Raw genomic sequence first — 21,341 nt, 5'->3', positions numbered from 1 at the left:
TGGAAACAGGAAACCGCACGATGAACATTCCCCGGTCTGATCCGGTGCCATCGAGAGGCGTGTCCGATCTCGATCGTCACATTGAAACCTTGCTTCGCGTGATTCATTCCAGAAACCTCGCTTGGTCTGATCTAAGCGAAGTGGGTAAACAGGTGGAACGCCCTCTGACGGACGTTGAGCAATTGCTTACAAATGTGGGCGACGACGCCCATGAAATCACCCTTGCTACCGAGACGATCATAACAGCTCTCAAGCTGCAACGTGATGCGCTCGCGATCCAAAGCTCTCGCCGTAGAACACGCTTCGGCTCGATGCTTCTGCTCTTGATCCCCGTGTTCTTCGTAGGTTTGATGATTGGCACATCATACGGGATAGATGAAGGTCGGGCGCGGGAGCGTGAAGCCTTAAAGTATCCGGTCCTACCCCAGCTGTCCGTAGATCGTGACAGGCTCAAAACTGACGGAAGGTAGAGCGGTGGCAGCTGCCACCGCTTGCGATCTCTTGATGGGCTATGGCTTCATGAGGCACGATGAAGAAATCTGACAGGGCAAAGAAACATACCGCCAAGGTAATCGAGGCGGCTGCACGCGCCCATGAAGCTCTCGACTATTTCAGCGGCAACGTCACAAATCCGTTCGATGAGCTAACATGGCCCAGCATTGCCGAAGGTTATCTTCTAGTCGCGCAGAAGGCGGTATCAGACGCCTTGGTCGCTTTGGAACGTGCAAACAGCGTTGGTTGGACCAAGCACGGCAAGTAGGCGTCACCTCAAGGTTTGTTCGCCAGACAACGATTTCTCGGACATAAGCGGAACATGGGCTACGCTACACGCTTCAACCGCGCCATTGGCTCGTTGAGTGGGTGGAATTCACCTGCTGGAAGTCGCCTGGCCTGCTCCCAGAGGTAATCGCCGGTCAGACTGATGTGCGCCCAGCCCATCGGAGAAAGGTGCGCAAGCAGTGCCGCATCGAACGTCGTGCCGACAGCGTTGAGGTGCTGGGCGGCCCGGTCGAGATAGACCGTGTTCCAGTAGGAAATCGCCGCAATCAGCAGGTTCAGCCCAGATGCGCGAAATTCCTGATTTTCCAGCGAGCGATCGGTGAACCGACCCTGCCGGTTGGTATAGATGGCGGCGGCAAGCGTGTGCCTCGCCTCGCCTTTGTTGAGACCGGCCTGACAGGCACGTCGCAGTTCCGGTTGTTCAAGCCAATCGGAGGGCACAGCGTGGAAAGTACGCCAGACAACGCTAAGTGAGAACGTTCGGAGAACCGTCGATCGGGGAAGGGGCGGGCCTCCATCGAGTAACCGCGATCAACCTGATCACAGCCTGACGTCACAGCACCCTGACATCTGTGACGTCTGACATCTTGCGGAGCTGCTCCAAGAATTCACGGTGCCGCGTGGGAGTGTCGCAGAACGAGATATGCATCCGGGTTACCCCGTCCTGTCGTTCGTATGCAAGCGGACCTTCCTGTAATCGGCATTTGCTGAGAGCGTCGTGGATGGCTTGGACAACGCTCTCGTTCTCATATGTTGTAATTTGATATTCGAGGATTTGCCACTTTTCGCCTAAGCGTTTTTCGATGAGCGCAAGCACGCGCAGCGCGGCCAGCGCCAGACCGACGCCTACGCCCGCCAACACATACTCCTGCGTGGCGGCAGCAAGGCCCAACGCGCCGTTCACCCAGATAAGAGCGGCGGTCGTCAACCCGCGCACGGTGCCGCGATGCTGCAATATAACTCCCGCACCCAGAAACCCGAGGCCCGTCACCACATTTGCCGCGACCCGTCCGGTTTCCATCCCCGGAATTGAGCGCCCAGCCAGGACGAATATGGCCGTGCCCAACGTGATCAGAAACTGTGTCCGAAGGCCTGCGGGTTTGCGCGCCAGTTCACGCTCGAAGCCCAGTGTCAGGCCGACCGTCGCGGCGGCGACAAGCGGCAGCAATGTGTCGATGATGAACTCAGAAAACGACATTGTCACAGCAGGAACGGGGGGCGGAAATCAAACGCGGCGCGACGAGAGATGATGCGCCGCATCGCCGCCGCGAACAGGCGATCGCCCGGGCGGGGGCACGGGTATGATCGCCTATGGTCAGCGATGCGGCGCTGGCCGGGCGCAATTGCGGCGACCCGCCCGGCCAAAGGCGGCAGTGGAAGGATGATTCGGAAGCAGGGTTGTCAGGCACGGGCGGATTCTTTGGCGGTGTCGGCACCGATGGCGGAAATCATTTGCTCCAGATGCCCGTCCAGCACGTCCAGGGCCGCGCGCCGCGCGGCAAGTCGTGCCCGCAGGCATAGCAGAAATTCGATGGCATCGCCGCCGCCGCCGTCCAGAGCGTGACACAGCCTGGTCAGTTCATCGAGGCCGACGCCCGCCTCGAACAAGGTGCGCACGAAGCGCATCCGCTCCAGCGCATGATCGTCATAGAGACGGTGACCGCTCTGCGTGCGGCGCGCCGGGCGCAGCAGCCCGCGCAGCACATAGTCGCGCACAATATGTACGCTCACTCCGGCATCATGGGCCAGACGGGACGCTGTGTAGGGGGCATCGGACACCTCCCTCCTCTGTCGGCAGGGCATGCGCTCCCCGGAGTTCGATCCGCGCGCTGCAAATCCGATGTCAACTGGGTTGTATGCGATCATGGCGTTGCCCGGTGTGGCGGGTGCAACAGCTGTCGATTCAGCTCCTGGCCCACACAAAAAGCCTCCCGAACGCCGATGATGGTCAACCCCGGACGCTTGGAGGCCCAGTCTTGCGCCACATGGGTAGAAGCAAAGAAATGGACGTGGCAGCAGAAGGACCGACGAACGTCGTTCGTTTCCTGCGGCGGCACCAACGACACCGCCACGTCGGCGGGTTCAACAGCCCGTATCTCGTTTGGTGACACGGTAAGCGAAACGGGCGCTCCGGTGGCAGCGCAACGCGATGAGACGCGGGCTGTACAGCCGAGCAGCGCCGGAAACATCAATGTATCCAAAGCGCACCAGGCGTAGAGGCGGCGGCCGTCGATCTCGAAGGAATGCGCCGTTTCGCGTAGGGTGAGGCCGTGGCCGATGATGTTTCCGTCATCATCATATTCGGTACTGGCGGTTTGCGCGAGCACGGCGGCGATGCGCTCATCAGGCCAGTTGAGAATCCCGGCAAGCGTGGTTCGCGATACCGGGCGCCCCTTGGCGAGTTCCCGCAACAGCGCGACGAGGAGTTCCGCGGAATCTTGAGACCGACTGATCGACGGGAAATGCTCGATATATGTAGTGGGGCTCATGACGCTCTCTTTCATCCTGCGCAGCAGGACAGTTTTGCCACATCCTTGCCGAAGCCCTGTGCGGCGAGTTTCAGGCCCTCGACCGTGGTGAGATAGGGAAAGATCGTCTCGCCCAGCGCCTTCGTCGTCATGCCGTGTTTGATCGCGAGCACCATGGTCTGGATGCTGTCGGCTCCCTCGGGCGCGACGATTTGACCGCCCAGCAGGCGATCGGACGTTTTGTCAGCGACCAGCTTGATCAACCCCCGTGTGTCGCGAGCGGCCAGTGCCCGCGGCACCTGGTCGAGGGCGACGATCGAGGTCTTGGTCTCGAAGCCCGCTGCCTGCGCTGCCCTTTCGCTCAGTCCCACGCCCGCCACCTGTGGGTCGGTAAACGTGACCCAGGGCATGACCGTATTGTCGTAGACGAGGTCGTCGCCGTTCAGCGCGTTGTGCGCGGCGAGCTTCGCGCCATAGGCCGCCATATAGACAAACTGATCGCGACCGGTGACGTCGCCGGCCGCATAGACATCCGGTCTCGAGGTGCGCATCCGGTCGTCCACGACCACACTGCCGTTGTCGGCTTGGGCGATGCCCGCTTCGACAAGGCCGAGGCCATCGGTATTCGGCGCCCGTCCGGTGGCTACGAGCACCTGCTCGGCGGCGATCACCTGCTGTGCGCCGTCGGTGGTGATACTCAGCTCGACGCCGGCAGCCGTGCGCGCGATTCCGCGATAAGTTAGTCCGGTCCGGACGGTAATGCCCTCGTCGCGGAGATAGCCGGTCAGCGCCTCGGAGATTTCCGGCTCGGCCTCCGGCAGCAAGCGGCGGCGGGTGATGAGCGTCACCGCCACGCCGACGCGCGCGAACATCTGCGCCAGTTCGCAGCCGATATAGCCGCCGCCGATGACGAGCAATGAGCGCGGTAGCGCGCCAAGTTCCAGGGCAGTCGTGCTGGTGAGATAAGGCACCTCCTCAATGCCGGGAATGTCCGGCAGGGCCGGCGAGGTGCCGGTCGCGATGATGATCTTGCCCGCTGAAATCGCGGCGCCATTCACCATCACGCCCTGCCCGTTCAGACGCGCCGCGCCTTCCAGATAGGCAACGCCGTTGTACTCGGGCAGCAGGTCAATATATTTCTTCTGCCGCAAGCTGGTGACCAGCTCGTCCTTGGCCGCGACGAGCGCGGGCCAGTTGGCCACGCTTGCTTCCCCGACCAGGCCGGGAAAGCGTTGCGCGGCCCGCACACCATGCAGCGCCTCGGCCGCGCGGATCATCGTCTTCGACGGCACGCAGCCGACATTGACGCAGGTGCCGCCGATGGTGCCGTGGCCGATCAGCGCGACATTGGCGCCCTGATCGGCGGCGGTGATCGCGGCCGAGAATCCGGCCGATCCGGCGCCGATGACGGCAAGGTCGTAGCCGCCCTTACGGCTTCCTTCGGTGGTGCAGCAGTCTGACATGTTCAGCTATTTTCCTTGTTCGTTTGTGTTTCAGTCGCACAGCAATCTGCGGCGCGTTGTCGGCGCCAGAGGCCATAGCCGGTGAGCGCGACAAAGAAGGCGAGCGCCGGCATGAGGACATAATCGATCCAGCCCAGCCAGGCCGACAACCCGATCGCGCCGAGCAGGACAACCAGCAAAGGCGTGGCGCAGCAGATCACAGCAATGAGCGAGCCGGCGATGCCGGTCTTCAGAAGCGTTGCGTCCTTCATGCTGCGGTCCTCATCCCGCCGGGCGGGCCGGATAGCCGGCATTGGTGGACGCGGCGGCAATGGCTGCGACGGTGGCGGTCGCCGGGTCATAAATGACCGTCGCCGTCTTGGCGGCGAAGTCGACAGTGACGGACTTCACTCCGGCGACGCCTTTCATCGCCTTTGTCACTGTCACCGGGCACATGGCGCACGTCATGTTTTCGATGCTGAACGTTGTCTTCTGGACCGCGGCGGCTTGCGCGGGGGCAGCTTGCGCGGCGAGCGGTGAAATCGTCGGCGCCGAGAGAAGGCCGGCGGCGCCCAGGGCCGCCGCGCCGAGCGCGATGAGAAGGGGGCGTTTCATATGGGTTTCTCCTATGGGGTAGCGTGATCAGTAGAACAGCGGCGCCCACCAGCTGATTGTCAGGGCAAGGAGGACCAGAACCGTGGCCAGCCACAGCGCCGACTTGGTGATGCGCGAGGCTTGCGGCCGAGCGCAGTAGGAATCTTCCGCGCAGGCCCCCTTCGGCTTGAAATAGACCTGCCGGAATCCGAGCCCGATAAAGACGAGCGCTACGGCGGCGGCGTAGGGCTTGTAGGGTTCAAGGGCCGTGAGGTTGCCCATCCAGGCGCCGGAAACGCCGAGCATCAACAAGAGAAGCGGCGCGATGCAGCACGTCGAGGCGAGGATCGCTCCGACCACACCGCCCGCCGCGAACCATCCTGGCCGGCGGCTCGCCGTTGCCTTTGGCTGCTCAAGAACCTGCATTTGCATATTAGCGCGATCCATGCGACTCGCCTCTCGATTGCTATTCCACTTCATGCTACGCTCTGTAGGTACTACAGACTCAAGAGGTTTTTTGGACCGATGAGCGATCACGTTTTCGGGAAGGGAATGCAGCGCGCTGACTTGGCCAAGCTTACGGGCTGCAATCTGGAAACCATCCGCTATTACGAGAAAATCGGTATGATGCCGGACCCGCCGCGCACGGCCTCCGGCTACCGCATTTATGGCGAGGACCACGTATCCCGCCTGCGCTTCATCTTGCGCGGCCGCGAACTCGGCTTTTCGCTCGACGAAGTACGCGGCCTGCTTGCCCTCGTCGAGGGCGGCGCGCAGACCTGCGCAGAGGTCAAGGAGCGCACTGAGCGGCATCTGGCCGATGTGCGCGCGAAGATCGCCGATCTCAGGCGCATCGAGAAAGTGCTGACCCAGACCGCCGCGCAATGCTCCGGCGATATGGTGCCGGACTGCCCGATCATCGAGGTGCTCGCCTCATGACCCGCTGAGCGTTAGGATTTCGTGTTCTCCCGCAAACTACCCCTTCTTGCGCAACAGCGGAACGACTGCAATTCTCCACCCTACCCCGCCGATCAGGCGGGGCGCTCGATACCCAATCTGCGCATTTCCCGGTAGATGGTTGATCGGCCGATACCGAGCTGCCTTGCGGCTTCCGTTGGCGATATCCGGGCTTCCACCAGTTTGATGGCGGCATCGACCCTGGCCATGTCGAGGGGCTGACGGCCAGGCCGCTTTCCCTTGGCGCGGGCAGCAGCGATGCCATCTTTCGTCCGTTCGGAGATCAGGCGCCGCTCGAAATGGGCGATGGCCCCGAACACATGGAAGATCAGTTCGCCAGCGGCCGACGACGTGTCGATCTTCTCCTCAAGGCTCAGCAACGCCACGCCCTGGGCGCGCAGCTTCTCGACCGTAGCGAGAAGCTCGGCGAGCGAGCGTCCGAGCCGATCGAGGCGCACCACGGCCAGCGTGTCGCCCTTGCGGGCGTAGGCGAGAAGTTCGACGAGGCCGGGACGATCCATGCTCTTGCCGGACATGACGTCGGTGAACACCTTAATGGCACCGGCTTTCTCGAGACGTATGGTCTGCCCCGCCACATCCTGATCGCCGGTGCTGACACGGGCATAGCCCAGAATATCGCTCATGCCGGCGTCTCCCAAACGGTCGTTCTGTGGACGCTCTGAAGCGCGACCGCTTCACCCCACCCATATCCGTCCACATACTATGTCTCTTTACTCATGCCTGTCCATAGTCGCAATTGACCTTTTGTGGACAGGAATCGGCATGACAAAGCGCAAGCATCAACTCTTGACCGAAAGCGAGCGCGGCCAGATCCTCGCGATCCCGACCGATCGTGACCATCTGGCCCGGCTCTATACCTTCGAGCCTGCGGACATTGAGATCATCGGCGCGCGGCGGGAGCGACGGAACCGGTTGGGCGTCGCGCTGCAGCTCGCCCTTTTGCGGCATCCGGGCATCGCCCTCGCGCAATTGATACGCGACAGGGGAGCGATACCCCATGATCTCGCCGCTTTCGTCGCGGAGCAGCTTGGCCTGCGCGTAACTGATCTGGCCGACTATGCCGCACGGGATCAAACGATGACGGACCATGCCCGCGAGCTGGCGGCGCGCCTAGGCCTTCGGGGGCCGACCCGCGCCGATATCCCCTTTATGATAGAAGCGGCCGCGAAAACGGCATGGGCAACCGACAAGGGGATGACGATCGCAAGCGGCGTCGTCACCGCCCTTCGCGAGGCCCGGATTCTGCTACCGTCCATCTCCACCATCGAGCGCGCCAGCAGCGCGGGGCGTGCGCGTGCCCGCAAGCAGGCTGCCTACGCCCTGATTGCCGATCTCAGCACTGAACAGGTCCAAGCCCTTGACCAGCTCTTTGACGACGCCGGCGGCATGAGCCAGCTCGCATTCCTCAAGACCATCCCTGTCGCTGCCAAGCCCGATCATATCCGCCAGATTCTCGACCGCTTGCGGCAAGTGCGAAAGATCGGCATCTCCCGGGAGGTGGCTGGTCGCATCCATGCGGACCGACTTCGGCAATATGTCACGGAAGGCCGCGCTTCGCCTGCCTATATGACCGAGCGATATATTCCCTCCCGGCGGCGCGCCACGCTGGTTGCCTTCCTGCTCGATCTTGAAGAACGGCTGACCGACAGCGCCCTAGAGATGGCGGACAAGCTGATCGGCAGCATCTTCACCCGCGCGAAGAACGCCCAAACGCGCAACTATGCCACCACGTCGAAGAACGTGGCGCGACTGATGCTGATCTTTCGCAGGACGATCGACACGCTCACCGATGCGGTCGATACCGGCGAAGACCCTATAGAGGCCCTGGACGCCTCGGTCGGGTGGAACACCCTCCTGAGGGCCAGGCCGGAAGTGGCGACGATCGCGGAAACCGCCAGCCTCGACCCACTGACGGTCGCGGCCGATCGCTATGCGACGTTGCGCAAGTTCGCCCCCGACCTGCTTGAAGCGCTCCAGTTCAGGGCCGGAAAGGGCAGCGCGAAAACGATCGCCGCCATTGAAATACTGCGCACCCTCAACAAGTCGGGCAAGCGCGATCTGCCCTCCGACGCTCCGATGCCTTTCCGCAAGGAATGGCGGAAAATCGTTGTGGGCGATGACGGCAAGATCAACCGGCGGCTCTGGGAAATCGCGACGATCGCGCATCTTCGCAACAAGCTGCGTTCCGGGGATGTCTGGGTGGAGCGATCGGCGGGATACCGCCGGTTCGACAGCTACCTGCTGAGCGTACCGAAGGCGAAGCCGATCGTGTCGGCTCTTGGCCTGCCACCCACAGCCGGCGAATGGCTCGAACAGCGGGGCCGCGAACTGGACTGGCGGCTGAAGAAATTTGCCCAGCGCCTGAAGCGCGACGCTCTGGAGGGTGTGCGATACCGCGACGCCCGCCTCCAGATATCGCCGGTACGCGCGATCGCGACGCCCGACGCCGAAGCGCTGGCCGACCGGCTCGATGCCATGATGCCACGTATCCGCATCACCGAGCTGCTGCATGAGGTGGCGCGGGAAACCGGCTTTCTTGCGGCGTTCACCAACCTGCGCACCGGCGAGCCGTGTCCCAATGAAAACGCGCTGCTCGCCACGATCCTCGCCGATGCGACCAATCTCGGCCTGTCGCGCATGGCGGCGGCGAGCCAGGGCGTCACGCGCGATCAGCTCCTGTGGACCCATGACGCCTATATCCGCGACGACAGCTACCGCGCGGCGCTCGCCGTCCTCATCAATGCGCACCACCGCCTGCCATTCTCGCGGGTCTGGGGCGATGGCACCACGTCCAGTTCCGATGGCCAGTTCTTCAGGGGCGCGAAGCGCGGCGCATCGGGGGGCGACATCAACGCCCGCTATGGCGTCGATCATGGCTTCAGCTTCTACACCCATAATTCCGATCAGCGCGCGCCTTACCACGTCAACGTGATCTCAGCGGCGACGCATGAGGCGCCCTATGTCCTCGACGGCCTCACCAGCCACGGCACCGATCTGAAAATCGCCGAGCATTACACCGACACGGGCGGGGCGACCGATCATGTCTTTGCCCTGTGCGCCATGCTTGGATTTCGCTTCTGCCCGCGCCTGCGCGACTTTCCCGACCGACGGCTCGCGACGATCGCGCCGGTTGCAGCTTATCCGTCCCTCACCCCGCTATTGGGAAAGCGCATCCGGTCCGACATCATCGCTGAGCAATGGGACGACGTGCTGCGCCTCGTAGGGTCGATCAAGGCCGGACACGTGGCGCCGTCGGTCATGCTGCGAAAGCTCGCCGCCTATGAGCGGCAGAACCAGCTCGACGTCGCGCTACAGGAAATCGGCAAAATCGAGCGGACGCTGTTCATGCTGGATTGGCTGGAAAATCCCGATCTACGCCGGCGATGCCATGCCGGCCTCAACAACAGCGAGCAGCGCCATGCCCTGACGCAGGCGATCTACACATTCCGCCAGGGTCGGATCATCGACCGCAGTCATGAGGCACAGAAATATCGCGCATCCGGCCTCAACCTGGTCATCGCCGCGATCGTCTATTGGAACACGATCTACATGGATGCCGCTGCCCAACATCTCCGGTCAACATCGGTCGCGGTGCCTGATGATCTGCTTGCCCATACCTCCCCTGTTGGCTGGGAGCATATTGCTTTCTCCGGCGATTTCCTCTGGGATAGAGCCGCTGCTTCCAATGGCCGCAAGGCCCTCAATCTGCCGCCGGATAGCCGCGTCGCCTAAGCGTTCCCTGACTGTTCGTCCTTAGCGTTGTCTGGCGTACTTTCCACGCTACGCCCTCAATCGAGCGTGAACAAAGTGCGCTCGATACGGCCCAGTTCAGCCAATGCAAAATCCAGCCTGTTCTGGCGTTTGTAGGCGGCAAGTTTTCGCAAGATTACTGACGGCGCCACCGTGCCATCCTTGATTGAGGCGACAATCCTGACGATGTCATCCCAATCGGCCTCGATCGCTGCCGTTTTGATGGTGCGGCCCATCAGATTTTCGATGCCCTTGTATGTCGATGGCGCAGCGATCGAACCCAGCTTGCGGTCGCCAATATCGCGCAGCCGGGGCGCGAAGCGGAACCCGAGTAGGTGGCAGAGTGCGAAAACATGATCGGTGGCGCCGCCGGTATCGGTATAGTGCTCATGCAACGGAAGGTTGCCGGCGCCCAGGACAAGCCCGTCGAGCACGTAAGGCGCTTCACCTGCCGTCGCGGACATGATCCGTGATCCGAATGATGCGAAGTGATCGGAAAGGTGAGAATAGATTTTCACGCCAGGTTCGGCGCCATATTTGGCATTGACGTCCGCCGCCCCTGAACGGTTCCGCCCCGACCGGAAGAACTGGCCATCGGACGACGAACTGGTGCCAGCGCCCCAATGCCGCGCGAAGGGTAATTCGTGATGGGCTGAGATGATCATGGCCAGCGCGGCCTGATAGTTCTCGGGTGAAAGATACCAGTTGTGGGTCCATGCGAGTTGGGCATAGCTGACGCCTTCGCTGGCATTGGCCATCCGCTCCAGCCCGAGGTTGGTGCCATCAGCCAGAATTGCGGCGAGTACCGTGCTGGGGTTGTCGTGCTCCTTGCCTGAGCGCAGGTCACGGAATGCGTTCAAAAAACCAGTGCGTTCGGCGACTTCAAGCAGCAGCTCGGTGATGCGCACGCGGGGAAGCAGGGTATCGAGCTTGCGATCGAGGGCTTCAGCTTCCGGTGGGGTGACAGGCGGCATTTGCTGAAGCTTGAGCCGGTCTCGTTCGAGCGACACTCCCTCAAGCTTGTTTGTTTTCAACTGCTTGGCAAATCGGCGCAGCCGCCAGTCAAGATTTCGTGCCCGGTCAGCGAGGTAGGATGCAGCATTTGAATCGAACGGAAGCACATCCGCCACTTTGGCGGCGTCGCGCCGACCCAGCAAATAGGCATCGAAGCGCTGATAGTTGCGGGTTCCCTCGATCCATACATCACCGGCGCGCAAACGATCACGCAAGGTTGCCATGATCGCAATTTCATAACGTCGGCGGTCGATACGGCCGCTTTCGGTGATGAGACGCTTCCACTGCCGATTGGGGAATGGCAGTGGAACGCCATCGGGAAGGTCGCGCGACTTTCGTGTGTTCGCATCGCGAATGACATCGATGGCTTTGATCAGTGCCGTCCCTGTTCCAGACGCCTTGAAGGTGAAGGCGTCCAGAAATGCCGGGCTGAAACGCCGTAGCGTGGCGTAACGCTCGGTTGCCGTTACCAGTGCGTCCTCGCCGGCAAGATCAGCAAGGGCATCTACTTGGGCCTTTGCCGCAACAAGCCGGTGCCAGCCCACCGCTTCGTCAATCAATTCGAGCGGATCGCCGCCATTCTGGACAGCCTCATCAAGTGCTGTAATCGTGGCGCCAAACAGCCGCATGAGTTGCCCCACCGACTGAATACTATCTTGGTAGCGACGCTCGCGCCCACGCCGCGCGCGCGTGAACATGCCGCCGATAAGTCGGTCAAACATTTGGATCGCGGCATCGGCAAGTCTGGCCTCAAGGTCGATCACTGCGGCCGTCAACGTCGCCCGCCTGCGATTGACGCTGTAATCCGAAAGCAGGAATGCCGGTGCCACGCCGCCCTCGCGGACAAATTGGGCAAAGCGGAATTCCGGAATGGCGCCCCCAACTACCGGGTGGATACCTATGCCGCGAACATAGCGCAGGCGCTCAAGCAAGCCATTGATATTGGCCGCAGTCGGGGCTTCTTCGAAATTACGCAACCACGCCAGCGGTGTCATGCCGAAATCCGGGTTGTTGATTACGAGTTCGTCTAGCCGTGTCAGTTCAGCAGAGCTGAGGCCTTCGACGATTGCGGCTGCGGCAGCTTTGCGTGCGCGTGCCCGGCCAGCAAGACCGGCGCGTTCCAGTGTGTCGCCTGACGGAAGAATGAACCGCTCACCCTTCAGGCCAACCATGAGGGCGCGAACAATCGGTTCACCTCTGTCTGTATACTCGGCGGCTTGCGCGGCAAGATTCAGGGCAAGTGCCAGGTCGCCGCGTCGAAACGGGCGTATGCCAAGATAACGCGCCACGAGATCGGCATGATCGGTACGGGTTTGCGCGCGCTGACCATATGCAGAGAAGGAGGAAGGATCGACGAATAACTGTGCCGCGAGGTACTGAAGAATGACGTCGGGAAGCCCGATCTCGGGTTGCAGACCAAAGCCGGGATGTCGCATCAAAGCGATTTGTGCAGCCAGACCGAGGCGATTTGCTGGACCATAGCGGCGCCCAACCAATTCAACATCTTCCGCAGAAAGGGTATAATGCCCAATGATCGCGGTTTCTTGGACAGGAGGATCGAACAGGCGCCGGCGCTCGTCTCCGGTCAGAAGTCGGCGTCGTGCCATTTTGCTCTCCCGCTGAGGCGAATAACAAAATTGACACCAAAGCGGCTTGCACTGGAGGGAGGCCATTCGTTGCCGGTTGATCCCCGAGCAATCACCCGGCGCAGCAAGACAGTTTGGCGACATCCTTATCAAACGTTTGGGCCGCCAGTTTGAGGCCTTCCACAGTGGTCAGGTAAGGAAATATCGTTGCACCCAATTCCAGGGTGGTCATGCCGTGTTTGATCGCCAGCACCAGTGTCTGGATCGAATCCGCGCCTTCGGGTGCCATGATCTGGCCGCCCAGCAAACGGTCGTTCGCCTTGTCGGCAATCAGTTTGATGAGACCCCGCGTATCGCGTGCTGCCAGTGCCCTTGGCACAGCATCGAGCGGGAGCAGCGAAACCTTGATGTCCAGGCCTTGCGCCCGTGCTGTCGTTTCAGTGAGGCCGGCGCTGGCGACTTGCGGGTCGGTGAAGACGACGGATGGCATGGAGGAATTGTCGTAGCGGTATTGGTTGCCCGTCACCGCGTTGCGCGCGGCCAGTTTTGCGCCATAGGCGGCCATGTAGACGAACTGGTCCCGTCCCGTTACATCGCCCGCCGCGTAAATGCCTGGAACCGACGTTTCGAGGTGGTCATCGACGACGATTCCACCATTACGGGCAAGCACTATGCCGCGCTCCTCCAGCCCAAGCCCGTCGCTATTGGGTCGGCGTCCGGTGGCGATGAGCACCTGTTCCGCCGCGACGGTGTCACAATGCCCCTCGCAGGTCAATTCGACCCCGCTCTGTGTTTGGGCGATACGCTGATAGCCGACACCTGCGCAAACCCGCACGCCCTCGGCTTCCAAATAGTTTTTCAGCGCGGCACTCACTTCCGGGTCCATTTCGGGGAGCAGGCGGCTTCGGCAGCAGATGGTGACATCAACGCCCAGACGCGAAAACATCTGTCCCAGTTCTACCCCGATCACCCCGCCACCGATCACCAGCAGCGATTTGGGCAAGCGATCCAGCGCCAGCGCCGATGTGCTGGTTAGGTAGGGCACGCTGTCCATCCCCGGAATCGGCGGCACGGCGGCGTGCGCACCCATCGCCAATATGACCTTGCCGACCTTCATGGGCGCATCGCCGACAATCAGCGCACCATCGGCAAAGCGTGCCTTGCCCTCGATATAGCTCACACCGTCATAGGCGGGCAGCAGATCGACATATTTTTTTTGGCGCAGCGTCGTGACAAGATCGTCCTTCGACGCCGCCAATACGGACCAGTCATCCATCTGGACAGCGCCCCCAAGGCCGGGAAAGCGCGCGGCGGCAAGCCCACCATGCACCGCTTCGGCGGCGCGGATCAGCGTCTTGGAAGGAACGCAGCCAACATTGACACAGGTGCCGCCAATCGTGCCGTGACCGACGAGCGCCACTTTCGCGCCCAGATCGGCAGCGGCGATCGCGGCGGAGAACCCGGCAGAACCCGCGCCGATGACGGCCACGTCAAATCCTTCCTGCCCGGGGCGGTTGCAACAGTCGTTCATTGCTTATCGCTTTCTTGAGGCGCTGGCGGCGCCCCGCTCAGTTTTGAATAGCGCGCGCCGGATAACCCGCGTTGGTTGATGCAGCGGCAATCGCAGCAGCATTGGTGCGGCGCGGGTTATAGGTTGCGCGCGCGGTCTTGGCTGCGAAATCGACCGTGACCGCCGTTACCCCGGCGACGCCTTCCATCGCCTTCTTCACGGTGATCGGGCAGGTGGCGCAGGTCATGTTCTCTATCGCAAAGGTGGTTTGCTTCTGAGCGGTTGCGGTAGCCGCGGGGCGATCTTGCGCCGTGCCACTAACTGCATAGGCGACCCCGCCGCCAGCCATAGCCAGCACGGCCATAGCGATACATACTGTCTTTTTCATGGGTATTTCCTTTCAATAGAACCAGGGTGCCCACCAGCCGATGGTGAGCGCCAGGATGGCGACGGCAAGGCCCAGCCACAGCACCGCCTTGGTGGTCCAAGCCGATTGTGGACGAGCGCAGTAGGAACCGTCTTCACAGGGCGGTTTCGGCTTGAAATAGACATGCCAGAAGCCGTAGCCGAGCAGCGCGAGCGTTACGCCTGCGACATAGGGCTTGTAAGGTTCGAGCGCCGTCAGGTTGGCGATCCACGCGCCGGAAATTCCGAGCATAACCAACAGTAGCGGGACGACGCAGCAAGCCGAGGCGAGCCCCGCGCCGATCAATGCGCCCGCCGCAACCCAGTTTGCCTGCTTCGGCTCGTGGTTTTCGGTGAGGGCTGGCTGTCCCGCTTCCGGCGTTGAGACCATGGCTTGAATCCCTTGTTCCAACTGAGTGATTCGCAGTGTAGGCTCTGTAGCCACTACAGACTCAAGAGGTATTTTCATGGAGCAACAGGTCGGCATCTTGCGTGCCCAGCTTGCCCGGAAAACAGGCTGCAATCTCGAAACCATCCGCTATTACGAGAAGGTGGGATTGCTGCCGGGGCCGCCTCGCAGTTCCAACGGCTACCGCGTCTATTCGCCGGAACTGGTGCAAAGGTTGCAGTTCATCCTGCGCGCGCGCGACCTTGGCTATGCAATGGATGAGATACGGTCATTGTTGTCGCTCACCGATACCGGTGCACAAACCTGCGCGGAGGTTATGGCGAGAACCGAACTCCACCGCCGCATTGCAGATTTGCAGAAGATAGAGGTGACGCTGGCGACCACGTTAGCCAGATGCACTGGAGATGACGTTGCCGAATGTCCCATCCTGGAAGCACTCCAGTTTTTACCCCATCAAGGCAATTGACGCCATCTTTGAGGGATTTGATTTTGTGATGTCAGCTTGGAGTATAGCCTAACCGGACGTCAGGGCGCTACCGCGGTTTCTGTCAGATTAGGGTGATAAACGGAATTTGTTGACGAATGTCGTTGCGTATCATAGATTTCAACCTGACATTTTGATGGAGAGAGTGCGCAGTGAAGGGGCAACGGATCGGCTATGTCCGGGTCAGCACGTTCGATCAGAATGTGGATCGCCAATTGGAAGGTCAGTCGCTCGATCGGACCTTCACCGACAAGGCATCGGGCAAGGACGTCAACCGCCCCCAGCTTGAGGCTCTGCTCACTTTCGCCCGCGAAGGCGATACCGTCGTCGTCCACAGCATGGATCGGTTGGCCCGCAATCTGGATGACCTGCGCAAGCTGGTCCAGGGCCTCACCAAGCGAGGTATCCGGATCGAGTTTGAGAAGGAAAGCCTGTCCTTCTCGGGGGAGGACTCCCCGATGGCCAATCTGATGCTCTCGGTCATGGGTGCGTTTGCTGAGTTCGAGCGCGCCCTGATCCGCGAACGGCAACGCGAAGGCATTGCGATCGCTCGGCAGCGCGGCGCCTATCGGGGGCGGAAACGGTCGCTCTCGGATGAGATGATTGCCGATCTGCACCGCCGCGTTGCCGCCGGTGAACGCAAGGCGACCATCGCGCGCGACATGGGCATCAGCCGCGAAACCCTCTACCAGTACCTTCGCGCCGCTGCCTGACACCAATGTTCACATTATGTCCGGAAAATCGTTGTTCAGCGTACAAAGCTTGAGGTGACGCCTACTCGCCGGCCCCCGCTCGTGCGGGGTGGGGTCGCCACAATGCCGACGCGCTCGAAATAGCGGATCGTCTCGATGTTCACGCCGGTTCGGCGCGACAACTCGCCGATAGCTAGGCCTTTCTCATCCCTCATAATTCGCTTGCTCCTGTAGCCGCTACAGGAGGCATTAGGGGGTTATTCCGCCGGAGACGACTGATGAATAAAAGGATTTTGCCGCACGAAACCCTGGCCGCTTCCGCATCGCCACGCCGCGCCGACGCGGGGCTATCCGCCCTGGGTGCGCTGGCGAGCTTCGGCGCGGTCCTAGCCGCCGCATCCTGCTGCGTCTTGCCGCTCGCGCTGGCGGCGCTGGGCGTGGGGGCGGGCCTGTCGAGCACCTTCGCCGCGCTGATGCCTCTGCGCTGGGCCCTGACGGCGCTTTCCCTCGTCGGCCTGGCTGCCGGGTGGTGGGCGTATGTGCGGCGTCGGAGGACCTGCGCTGCGGATCGGTCCTGCACCGTGACCCTACCGTCCCGCGCAACTCCGATCATGCTCACGATCGGCACGACCCTGACGCTGACCGCGCTGATATGGGATCGCATTGAAGCGCCGCTTATAAAGGCGCTTTCCTGATGCAGCTCACCTCCACGCTGACCTGTCCCGAGTGCGGCGGTGTCGCGACCGAGACGATGCCCACCAACGCCTGCCAGTTCTTCTATGATTGCCGACATTGCGCGGCGGTGCTGCGGCCCCTGGCCGGCGACTGCTGCGTGTTCTGCTCGTTCGGCGATGTCCCATGCCCTCCGATTCAGGAGGCGAAGGCGAACGGGACCGTGGCGGGCTGCTGCGGGTGAGGGGGTATCGCACCTTTCAATCCGGGATGAGCGCGTAACCCCGGATTTGTAGATTCGCCAAGGTTGTAAGCGCCGAATCATCGATCTCAACGCCCGAAGCCACTTGGTTCGGCATGATCTCATTTCCGACCATGGCCTGACTGCAAACGCGGATTGAAACACCGGCTTTCTGGAGAGCGGCAATCAGCGCAGCGTTCGGGTTGGCCGCTACCTTCATACGCGCCGCATATGGCGCGTTCTGCAGGACGAGCGGGGTCGCGGGACCATGAATGATGACGGCGATGTCACCAGCCGGATGGACCTTGTCCGCGCCTAGCAGGTTCACGAAGCGCGCGACCTTCTCAAGGCTGGGATTCACTTTGTCGGGAGAGCTTGCGGCCTTGGTGACATTGAACAAGACGCGGTAGCGAAGCTTGGGATCGGGCCGCTCGGCAGCACTGGGCACGGCCACGATCCCGCCAAATCCCGGTATTACGGGATAAACCAGATTATCCTGTGCAGCTAGCGAGGTGCCGCCGGTCAGCATCGTTGCCGCGAGCAGAAATGTGGCGAAAGCTCTTTTTGGCAACCTTGCTCTCCTGTTGGACGGTAGGCGCTGCATAAACTCTCCAGAAGTGGGAGCCTACGCCTACGCAACACTGAACTGGCCCATCATTCCATTATCCTCATGTTCAAGGATATGGCAGTGATACATGAAGGGAGCGCTCTTGGCCGGCTGATCAAATCGGATGAGAAGCTCCACCGGTTCCTTGACGAGGACCGTGTCGCGCGGCCCCTGGTCGAGAACATCGGGCTGCCCGCCACCGCGGGTGAGAACATCAAAGTGGACGCCGTGAATATGGATCGGGTGGCGCATCATTTCGCCAGACACCTCCCATATTTCGGTGGAGCCTAGCTTCACCGTCTCATCGATGCGATTCATGTCGAATGGCTTGCCATTGATCGTAAGGCCGCCACCGCCGCTTCCTGAGCCCATCATGCCGCCCATGCCCATGTTGAGGCTCAGACGGCGACGGCGCACCGCCTTGCTGGCGTCGGGCCCAGTTCGTGATGCCAGAAGGGTCGGCACGACGCCGCTGGCACGAGCCTGTCCCAACGGCCGTGGTTCAAACCGCAGCACGGTCGCTGGTGCCGCGGCATCGGTCCTTCGGGCGCCACGCCCCATCATACCCATGCCGCCCATCATCGAGCTGTTGGTATCAGCCGCCGTCACCAGCGAGGCGGACCTACCGTCCGTGAAGTCCACGAGAAGCTCGGCACGTTGGCCCGGCGCCAAGGTTATGGCTTCCAATGCCACTGCGTGTTCGAGCAGCCCCCCTTCGGTTCCGATCCAGTGAAAGCTCCGCCGATCGGAAAACGACAGCTCATAAATCCGCGCGTTCGATGCGTTGACGAGCCGCAGGCGAACCAACCGATTTGGCACCGCCGCCAGCGGATTCACCGCGCCGTTCACAAGGATCGTGTCGCCGCGCCGGCCCTGCATGGCGACCATCATGCCGCCTGGCATGACAAGGCGACCATTTTCGAACTGGCGATCCTGGATGAGCAGGGGCAGATCGTCCACGCCATATTCTGACGGGAGCCCCAGGCCCTGCTCTTCGTCGTCGGTTACCAGCAACGCCCCAGCCAGGCCCGAATAGACTTGCTCGGCCGTCAACCCATGGACGTGTGAGTGATAAAGGAGGGTCGCTGCGGGCTGCCGGATCGGGAGCGTGGGCCGCCAGGTCGCGCCCGGCGCGATGATCTGATGGGGGCCGCCATCCAGCTCTCCGGGGATCAGAAGCCCGTGCCAATGCACAGTCGTGTCCGCGTTGAGCCCGTTGGTCACGACAGCCGCCACGTCGTCGCCACGGCGCACCCTGATCGTCGGTCCGAGATAGCTGCCATTATACCCGAGCGTGTCACTCGGCCGGCCTGGATAAAATGAAGTCGTTCCGGACTGGACCCGTAGCGCGAATGAGCGGCCAGGCCGTGCGTCCAACAGCGGCGGCATCGGAAGCGGGTTTGCACCTCCCCCGCCGAGGCCCGGCGTGGAGCGCGAGCAAGCGGTGGTTGCGAACAATGCCGCTCCGCCAGCCAACAGCGAACGTCGATCGAGCATCTAAATCTGTCCCAGCGTGCAGCGCAGCTCGGAAGCGATACGGACAGCCTGGTCGATCAGCATGGGGTTACCTCGCACTCCGGCGCTTCGAAGGAGCCTCGATGGCTTGGCGAAATAGTAGCTCACGGGGGGAACCTCCTAGCTGGCGCTTGATCGAACACCACTCCATCATATATGCTACATATAAGATGTTTGGAGCAACTGTGCCACCTTCCCTCGTTAAAATGTCTCCGGAGCTTCTGGAGGAAAAGGCCGGCGAAGCGGAAGCGTTCCTCCGTTCGCTTGCGAGCCGGCACCGTCTGATGATCCTGTGCAGCCTGCTCGGCGGGGAGTTGTCGGTAACCGATCTGGGCGAACGCCTCGGACTGACACAGTCGAATTTGTCCCGCCATCTGGCCACGCTGCGCGACGAAGGCCTGGTCGGAACACGGCGGGAGAAAACGACGATATTCTACCGCATCACGTCCGAGCGCGTGCTGCCGATCCTGACGGAACTCTACGCACTCTTTTGCGCCGGTGACGAAGCTGAGAGCAGAGAATCCTGACGATGGAGGGTTTCACCCCATTCTCGGCCATCGTGGGCGGCGCGCTAATCGGCCTCTCGGCTTCCTTCCTGTGGATCGCCAATGGGCGCATCGCTGGAATCAGCGGCATCGTCGGCGGGGTGCTTGCGCCTGTCCGCGGCGAGATGGCCTGGCGCGCAACATTCCTGGTCGGCCTGCTCGCCGCGCCCTTGCTCTACCGGGCGGCGGGCGGCCTGCTACCGGACCTCACGTCGCCGGCCCCAGTCGCCGTCGTGATCGCAGCCGGCCTTCTGGTGGGATTTGGGACTCGGCTCGGGAGTGGTTGCACCAGCGGGCATGGCGTCTGCGGAATAGCGAGGCTCTCGCCCCGCTCGCTCGCCGCGACAGGCGTCTTCCTCATCACAGCGGCCGCGACTGTGTACGTCGCCCGACACGTCATCGGACTCTGAGCAATGAGGAAGCTGCTCATCGCGCTCGCCTCGGGGCTCATTTTCGGCTTCGGCCTGATCGTCTCCGCCATGATAGCCCCCAGCAAGGTTCTGGCGTTTCTTGATGTCGCCGCGCCGTCGTGGGACCCGAGCCTTGCCTTGGTGCTGGCCTCGGCCGTCATGGTTTCAGCGTTGGGATTTGCACTCGGCCGAAGGCGCGATGCTCCGCTTTTCGCACCGGCGTTCAATGGGCCATCGTCCCGGTCCCTGGACAAGAAGCTTCTCTCGGGCGCGGCTTTGTTCGGCGTCGGATGGGGCCTCGTCGGCTACTGCCCTGGTCCGGCCCTGGTCGCCCTGAGCCTCGGAGCGCCGGCGGCGCTGGTGTTCGTCGTGGCGATGCTGGCGGGCATGGGCGTCTTCGCCCTTCAGGAACGTTATCGCGCAGCCAGGCCCGGGGCAAACCCATGACGCCGGTCGACATCCTCACGCTCATATCCGGTGTCGTCGTCGGCTTTACCCTCGGGGTGATCGGCGGCGGCGGCTCGATCCTTGCCCTGCCGTTGCTGCTGTATGTCGTGGGCATGAAGGACCCGCACGTCGCGATCGGCACGAGCGCGCTGGCGGTGGCCGCCAATGCCTTCGCCAACCTGATCCAGCACGCCCGGGCCGGAACCGTGAAGTGGCCCTGCGCCCTCGTCTTCGGGGCATCGGGCGTCATAGGCGCCCTGATCGGCTCCACCCTGGGCAAGATGGTGGCGGGTCAGCATCTCCTGGTGCTGTTCGCAGGCGTGATGATCGTGGTGGGGGTTTCCATGCTGCGCGGCAAATCCGGCGGCGGCGACCCGGGCGTGCGGATCACGCGCCCCATCGCTGTGCGGCTCGTGGCGATCGGCCTTCTCGCCGGCCTCCTGTCAGGGTTCTTCGGCATCGGCGGCGGCTTCCTGATTGTGCCCGGCATCATGCTCGGCAGCGGCATGCCCATCCTCAACGCGGTCGGATCGTCGCTGTTTTCGGTGGGAACGTTCGGATCGGCGACAGCCCTCAACTATGCCCTGTCAGGACTCGTGGATTGGCGCGTGGCCGGCTTCTTCATCGCTGGCGGGGTCGCTGGCGGCGTCGCCGGCATGCAAACCGCCATCCGGCTCGCCGATCATAAGGGCTTGCTCACCCGCATCTTCGCTTTCGTCCTGCTGGCCGTGGCCGCCTACATGCTGTTCCGCAGCCTGGGCGGGATCGGCGGCTAGACACCATTGGAGACCG

25 protein-coding genes and 3 pseudogenes are annotated in these 21,341 nt (G+C 62.2%); 12 read left to right on the top strand and 16 right to left on the bottom strand.

Annotated features, from left to right (window positions below; translation table 11 throughout):
• The first annotated feature begins 20 nt into the window (after nucleotides 1–20).
• Together U0025_RS25585 and U0025_RS25580 are read left to right on the top strand one after the other, a co-directional pair.
• On the top strand, nucleotides 21–470 hold the full coding sequence (locus tag U0025_RS25585; protein WP_004213229.1) for a hypothetical protein: 450 nt from the start codon (nucleotides 21–23) through the stop codon (nucleotides 468–470).
• Between the two features lie 59 nt (nucleotides 471–529).
• Nucleotides 530–760: a hypothetical protein gene (locus U0025_RS25580; RefSeq protein WP_004213230.1), complete on the top strand. Its 231-nt coding sequence runs from the start codon at nucleotides 530–532 to the stop codon at nucleotides 758–760.
• A gap of 59 nt (nucleotides 761–819) precedes the next feature.
• Here the strand turns inward: U0025_RS25580 and U0025_RS25575 are convergent.
• The 8 genes and pseudogenes from U0025_RS25575 to U0025_RS25540 form a co-directional block, all read right to left on the bottom strand.
• Nucleotides 820–1,227: pseudogene (locus U0025_RS25575) on the bottom strand (Tn3 family transposase); the annotation flags it as partial.
• Between the two features lie 106 nt (nucleotides 1,228–1,333).
• Entirely contained in the window at nucleotides 1,334–1,978 is a 645-nt protein-coding gene (locus tag U0025_RS25570; RefSeq protein ID WP_004213231.1) for an MgtC/SapB family protein, read from the bottom strand.
• A gap of 203 nt (nucleotides 1,979–2,181) precedes the next feature.
• The gene (gene merD / locus U0025_RS25565) at nucleotides 2,182–2,583 is read right to left on the bottom strand and encodes a mercuric resistance transcriptional repressor MerD (RefSeq protein WP_037492485.1); all 402 of its coding nucleotides are present in this window, start codon (nucleotides 2,581–2,583) and stop codon (nucleotides 2,182–2,184) included.
• A gap of 59 nt (nucleotides 2,584–2,642) precedes the next feature.
• Entirely contained in the window at nucleotides 2,643–3,269 is a 627-nt protein-coding gene (merB, locus tag U0025_RS25560) for an organomercurial lyase MerB (RefSeq protein WP_004213233.1), read from the bottom strand.
• Nucleotides 3,270–3,280: 11 nt separating this feature from the next.
• Nucleotides 3,281–4,711: a mercury(II) reductase gene (merA, locus tag U0025_RS25555; RefSeq protein WP_004213235.1), complete on the bottom strand. Its 1,431-nt coding sequence runs from the start codon at nucleotides 4,709–4,711 to the stop codon at nucleotides 3,281–3,283.
• Between the two features lie 2 nt (nucleotides 4,712–4,713).
• Nucleotides 4,714–4,962: a mercury resistance system transport protein MerF gene (gene merF, locus U0025_RS25550; RefSeq protein WP_004213237.1), complete on the bottom strand. Its 249-nt coding sequence runs from the start codon at nucleotides 4,960–4,962 to the stop codon at nucleotides 4,714–4,716.
• Between the two features lie 10 nt (nucleotides 4,963–4,972).
• Nucleotides 4,973–5,305 (bottom strand): heavy-metal-associated domain-containing protein, encoded by a 333-nt coding sequence (locus U0025_RS25545; protein ID WP_004213238.1) that lies wholly within the window; start codon nucleotides 5,303–5,305, stop codon nucleotides 4,973–4,975.
• A gap of 27 nt (nucleotides 5,306–5,332) precedes the next feature.
• Nucleotides 5,333–5,731 (bottom strand): mercuric transporter MerT family protein, encoded by a 399-nt coding sequence (locus U0025_RS25540; RefSeq protein WP_004213240.1) that lies wholly within the window; start codon nucleotides 5,729–5,731, stop codon nucleotides 5,333–5,335.
• Nucleotides 5,732–5,809: 78 nt separating this feature from the next.
• Here U0025_RS25540 and U0025_RS25535 point away from each other — a divergent pair, with 78 nt between their 5' ends.
• Nucleotides 5,810–6,223 carry a MerR family transcriptional regulator gene (locus tag U0025_RS25535; protein ID WP_004213241.1) on the top strand — a complete coding sequence of 138 codons (414 nt, stop codon included), beginning with the start codon at nucleotides 5,810–5,812 and terminating at the stop codon, nucleotides 6,221–6,223.
• Nucleotides 6,224–6,315: 92 nt separating this feature from the next.
• Here U0025_RS25535 and U0025_RS25530 read toward each other — a convergent pair whose 3' ends face one another.
• Nucleotides 6,316–6,885, bottom strand: a complete 570-nt coding sequence (locus U0025_RS25530; protein WP_004213243.1) for a recombinase family protein — start codon at nucleotides 6,883–6,885, stop codon at nucleotides 6,316–6,318.
• Between the two features lie 139 nt (nucleotides 6,886–7,024).
• On the opposite strand from U0025_RS25530, the gene U0025_RS25525 reads away from it, so the two are divergent.
• On the top strand, nucleotides 7,025–9,994 hold the full coding sequence (locus U0025_RS25525; protein ID WP_004213245.1) for a Tn3 family transposase: 2,970 nt from the start codon (nucleotides 7,025–7,027) through the stop codon (nucleotides 9,992–9,994).
• A 59-nt stretch (nucleotides 9,995–10,053) separates the two neighbouring features.
• Here U0025_RS25525 and U0025_RS25520 read toward each other — a convergent pair.
• The 4 genes and pseudogenes from U0025_RS25520 to U0025_RS25505 form a co-directional block, all read right to left on the bottom strand.
• Nucleotides 10,054–12,633: pseudogene (locus tag U0025_RS25520) on the bottom strand (Tn3 family transposase); the annotation flags it as partial.
• 91 nt (nucleotides 12,634–12,724) lie between these two features.
• On the bottom strand, nucleotides 12,725–14,143 hold the full coding sequence (merA, locus tag U0025_RS25515; RefSeq protein WP_004213247.1) for a mercury(II) reductase: 1,419 nt from the start codon (nucleotides 14,141–14,143) through the stop codon (nucleotides 12,725–12,727).
• Between the two features lie 37 nt (nucleotides 14,144–14,180).
• The gene (locus U0025_RS25510; protein WP_004213249.1) at nucleotides 14,181–14,510 is read right to left on the bottom strand and encodes a heavy-metal-associated domain-containing protein; all 330 of its coding nucleotides are present in this window, start codon (nucleotides 14,508–14,510) and stop codon (nucleotides 14,181–14,183) included.
• A gap of 12 nt (nucleotides 14,511–14,522) precedes the next feature.
• The gene (locus U0025_RS25505) at nucleotides 14,523–14,918 is read right to left on the bottom strand and encodes a mercuric transporter MerT family protein (protein ID WP_004213251.1); all 396 of its coding nucleotides are present in this window, start codon (nucleotides 14,916–14,918) and stop codon (nucleotides 14,523–14,525) included.
• Between the two features lie 76 nt (nucleotides 14,919–14,994).
• Here U0025_RS25505 and U0025_RS25500 point away from each other — a divergent pair, with 76 nt between their 5' ends.
• Together U0025_RS25500 and U0025_RS25495 are read left to right on the top strand one after the other, a co-directional pair.
• Nucleotides 14,995–15,402: a MerR family transcriptional regulator gene (locus U0025_RS25500; protein ID WP_004213253.1), complete on the top strand. Its 408-nt coding sequence runs from the start codon at nucleotides 14,995–14,997 to the stop codon at nucleotides 15,400–15,402.
• 170 nt (nucleotides 15,403–15,572) lie between these two features.
• Entirely contained in the window at nucleotides 15,573–16,133 is a 561-nt protein-coding gene (locus tag U0025_RS25495) for a recombinase family protein (RefSeq protein WP_004213255.1), read from the top strand.
• Nucleotides 16,134–16,195: 62 nt separating this feature from the next.
• Here the strand turns inward: U0025_RS25495 and U0025_RS25490 are convergent.
• Nucleotides 16,196–16,327 (bottom strand): annotated as a pseudogene (locus tag U0025_RS25490) (MerR family DNA-binding transcriptional regulator); the annotation flags it as partial.
• Nucleotides 16,328–16,390: 63 nt separating this feature from the next.
• Here U0025_RS25490 and U0025_RS25485 point away from each other — a divergent pair.
• Together U0025_RS25485 and U0025_RS25480 are read left to right on the top strand one after the other, a co-directional pair.
• Nucleotides 16,391–16,807, top strand: a complete 417-nt coding sequence (locus U0025_RS25485; protein WP_004213257.1) for a mercuric transporter MerT family protein — start codon at nucleotides 16,391–16,393, stop codon at nucleotides 16,805–16,807.
• Complete coding sequence (locus U0025_RS25480) at nucleotides 16,807–17,028, top strand: GDCCVxC domain-containing (seleno)protein (protein WP_004213258.1); 222 nt, start codon at nucleotides 16,807–16,809, stop codon at nucleotides 17,026–17,028. Before U0025_RS25485 ends, U0025_RS25480 begins: the two co-directional genes overlap by 1 nt.
• Before the next feature lie 16 nt (nucleotides 17,029–17,044).
• Here the strand turns inward: U0025_RS25480 and U0025_RS25475 are convergent, their stop codons facing one another.
• Together U0025_RS25475 and U0025_RS25470 are read right to left on the bottom strand one after the other, a co-directional pair.
• A complete protein-coding gene (locus U0025_RS25475; RefSeq protein ID WP_004213260.1) occupies nucleotides 17,045–17,629 on the bottom strand; it encodes a DsrE family protein in 585 nt (194 codons plus the stop codon).
• 27 nt (nucleotides 17,630–17,656) lie between these two features.
• A complete protein-coding gene (locus tag U0025_RS25470) occupies nucleotides 17,657–19,129 on the bottom strand; it encodes a multicopper oxidase family protein (RefSeq protein ID WP_007016074.1) in 1,473 nt (490 codons plus the stop codon).
• Between the two features lie 224 nt (nucleotides 19,130–19,353).
• Between U0025_RS25470 and U0025_RS25465 the strand changes: the two genes are divergently transcribed.
• Genes U0025_RS25465 through U0025_RS25450 form a run of 4 tightly spaced genes read left to right on the top strand, consistent with a single transcriptional unit; the run spans nucleotide 19,354 to nucleotide 21,325 of the window.
• Nucleotides 19,354–19,674 carry an ArsR/SmtB family transcription factor gene (locus U0025_RS25465; RefSeq protein WP_007016076.1) on the top strand — a complete coding sequence of 107 codons (321 nt, stop codon included), beginning with the start codon at nucleotides 19,354–19,356 and terminating at the stop codon, nucleotides 19,672–19,674.
• A gap of 2 nt (nucleotides 19,675–19,676) precedes the next feature.
• Nucleotides 19,677–20,102, top strand: a complete 426-nt coding sequence (locus U0025_RS25460) for a YeeE/YedE family protein (RefSeq protein ID WP_004213265.1) — start codon at nucleotides 19,677–19,679, stop codon at nucleotides 20,100–20,102.
• A gap of 3 nt (nucleotides 20,103–20,105) precedes the next feature.
• Nucleotides 20,106–20,549 (top strand): DUF6691 family protein, encoded by a 444-nt coding sequence (locus tag U0025_RS25455; RefSeq protein WP_004213266.1) that lies wholly within the window; start codon nucleotides 20,106–20,108, stop codon nucleotides 20,547–20,549.
• The gene (locus U0025_RS25450) at nucleotides 20,546–21,325 is read left to right on the top strand and encodes a sulfite exporter TauE/SafE family protein (protein WP_004213267.1); all 780 of its coding nucleotides are present in this window, start codon (nucleotides 20,546–20,548) and stop codon (nucleotides 21,323–21,325) included. Before U0025_RS25455 ends, U0025_RS25450 begins: the two co-directional genes overlap by 4 nt.
• Nucleotides 21,326–21,341: the final 16 nt, after the last annotated feature.

The organism is Sphingobium yanoikuyae (assembly GCF_034424525.1).
GTDB lineage: Bacteria > Pseudomonadota > Alphaproteobacteria > Sphingomonadales > Sphingomonadaceae > Sphingobium > Sphingobium yanoikuyae.
This window is presented reverse-complemented; position numbering and strand designations above follow the sequence as displayed.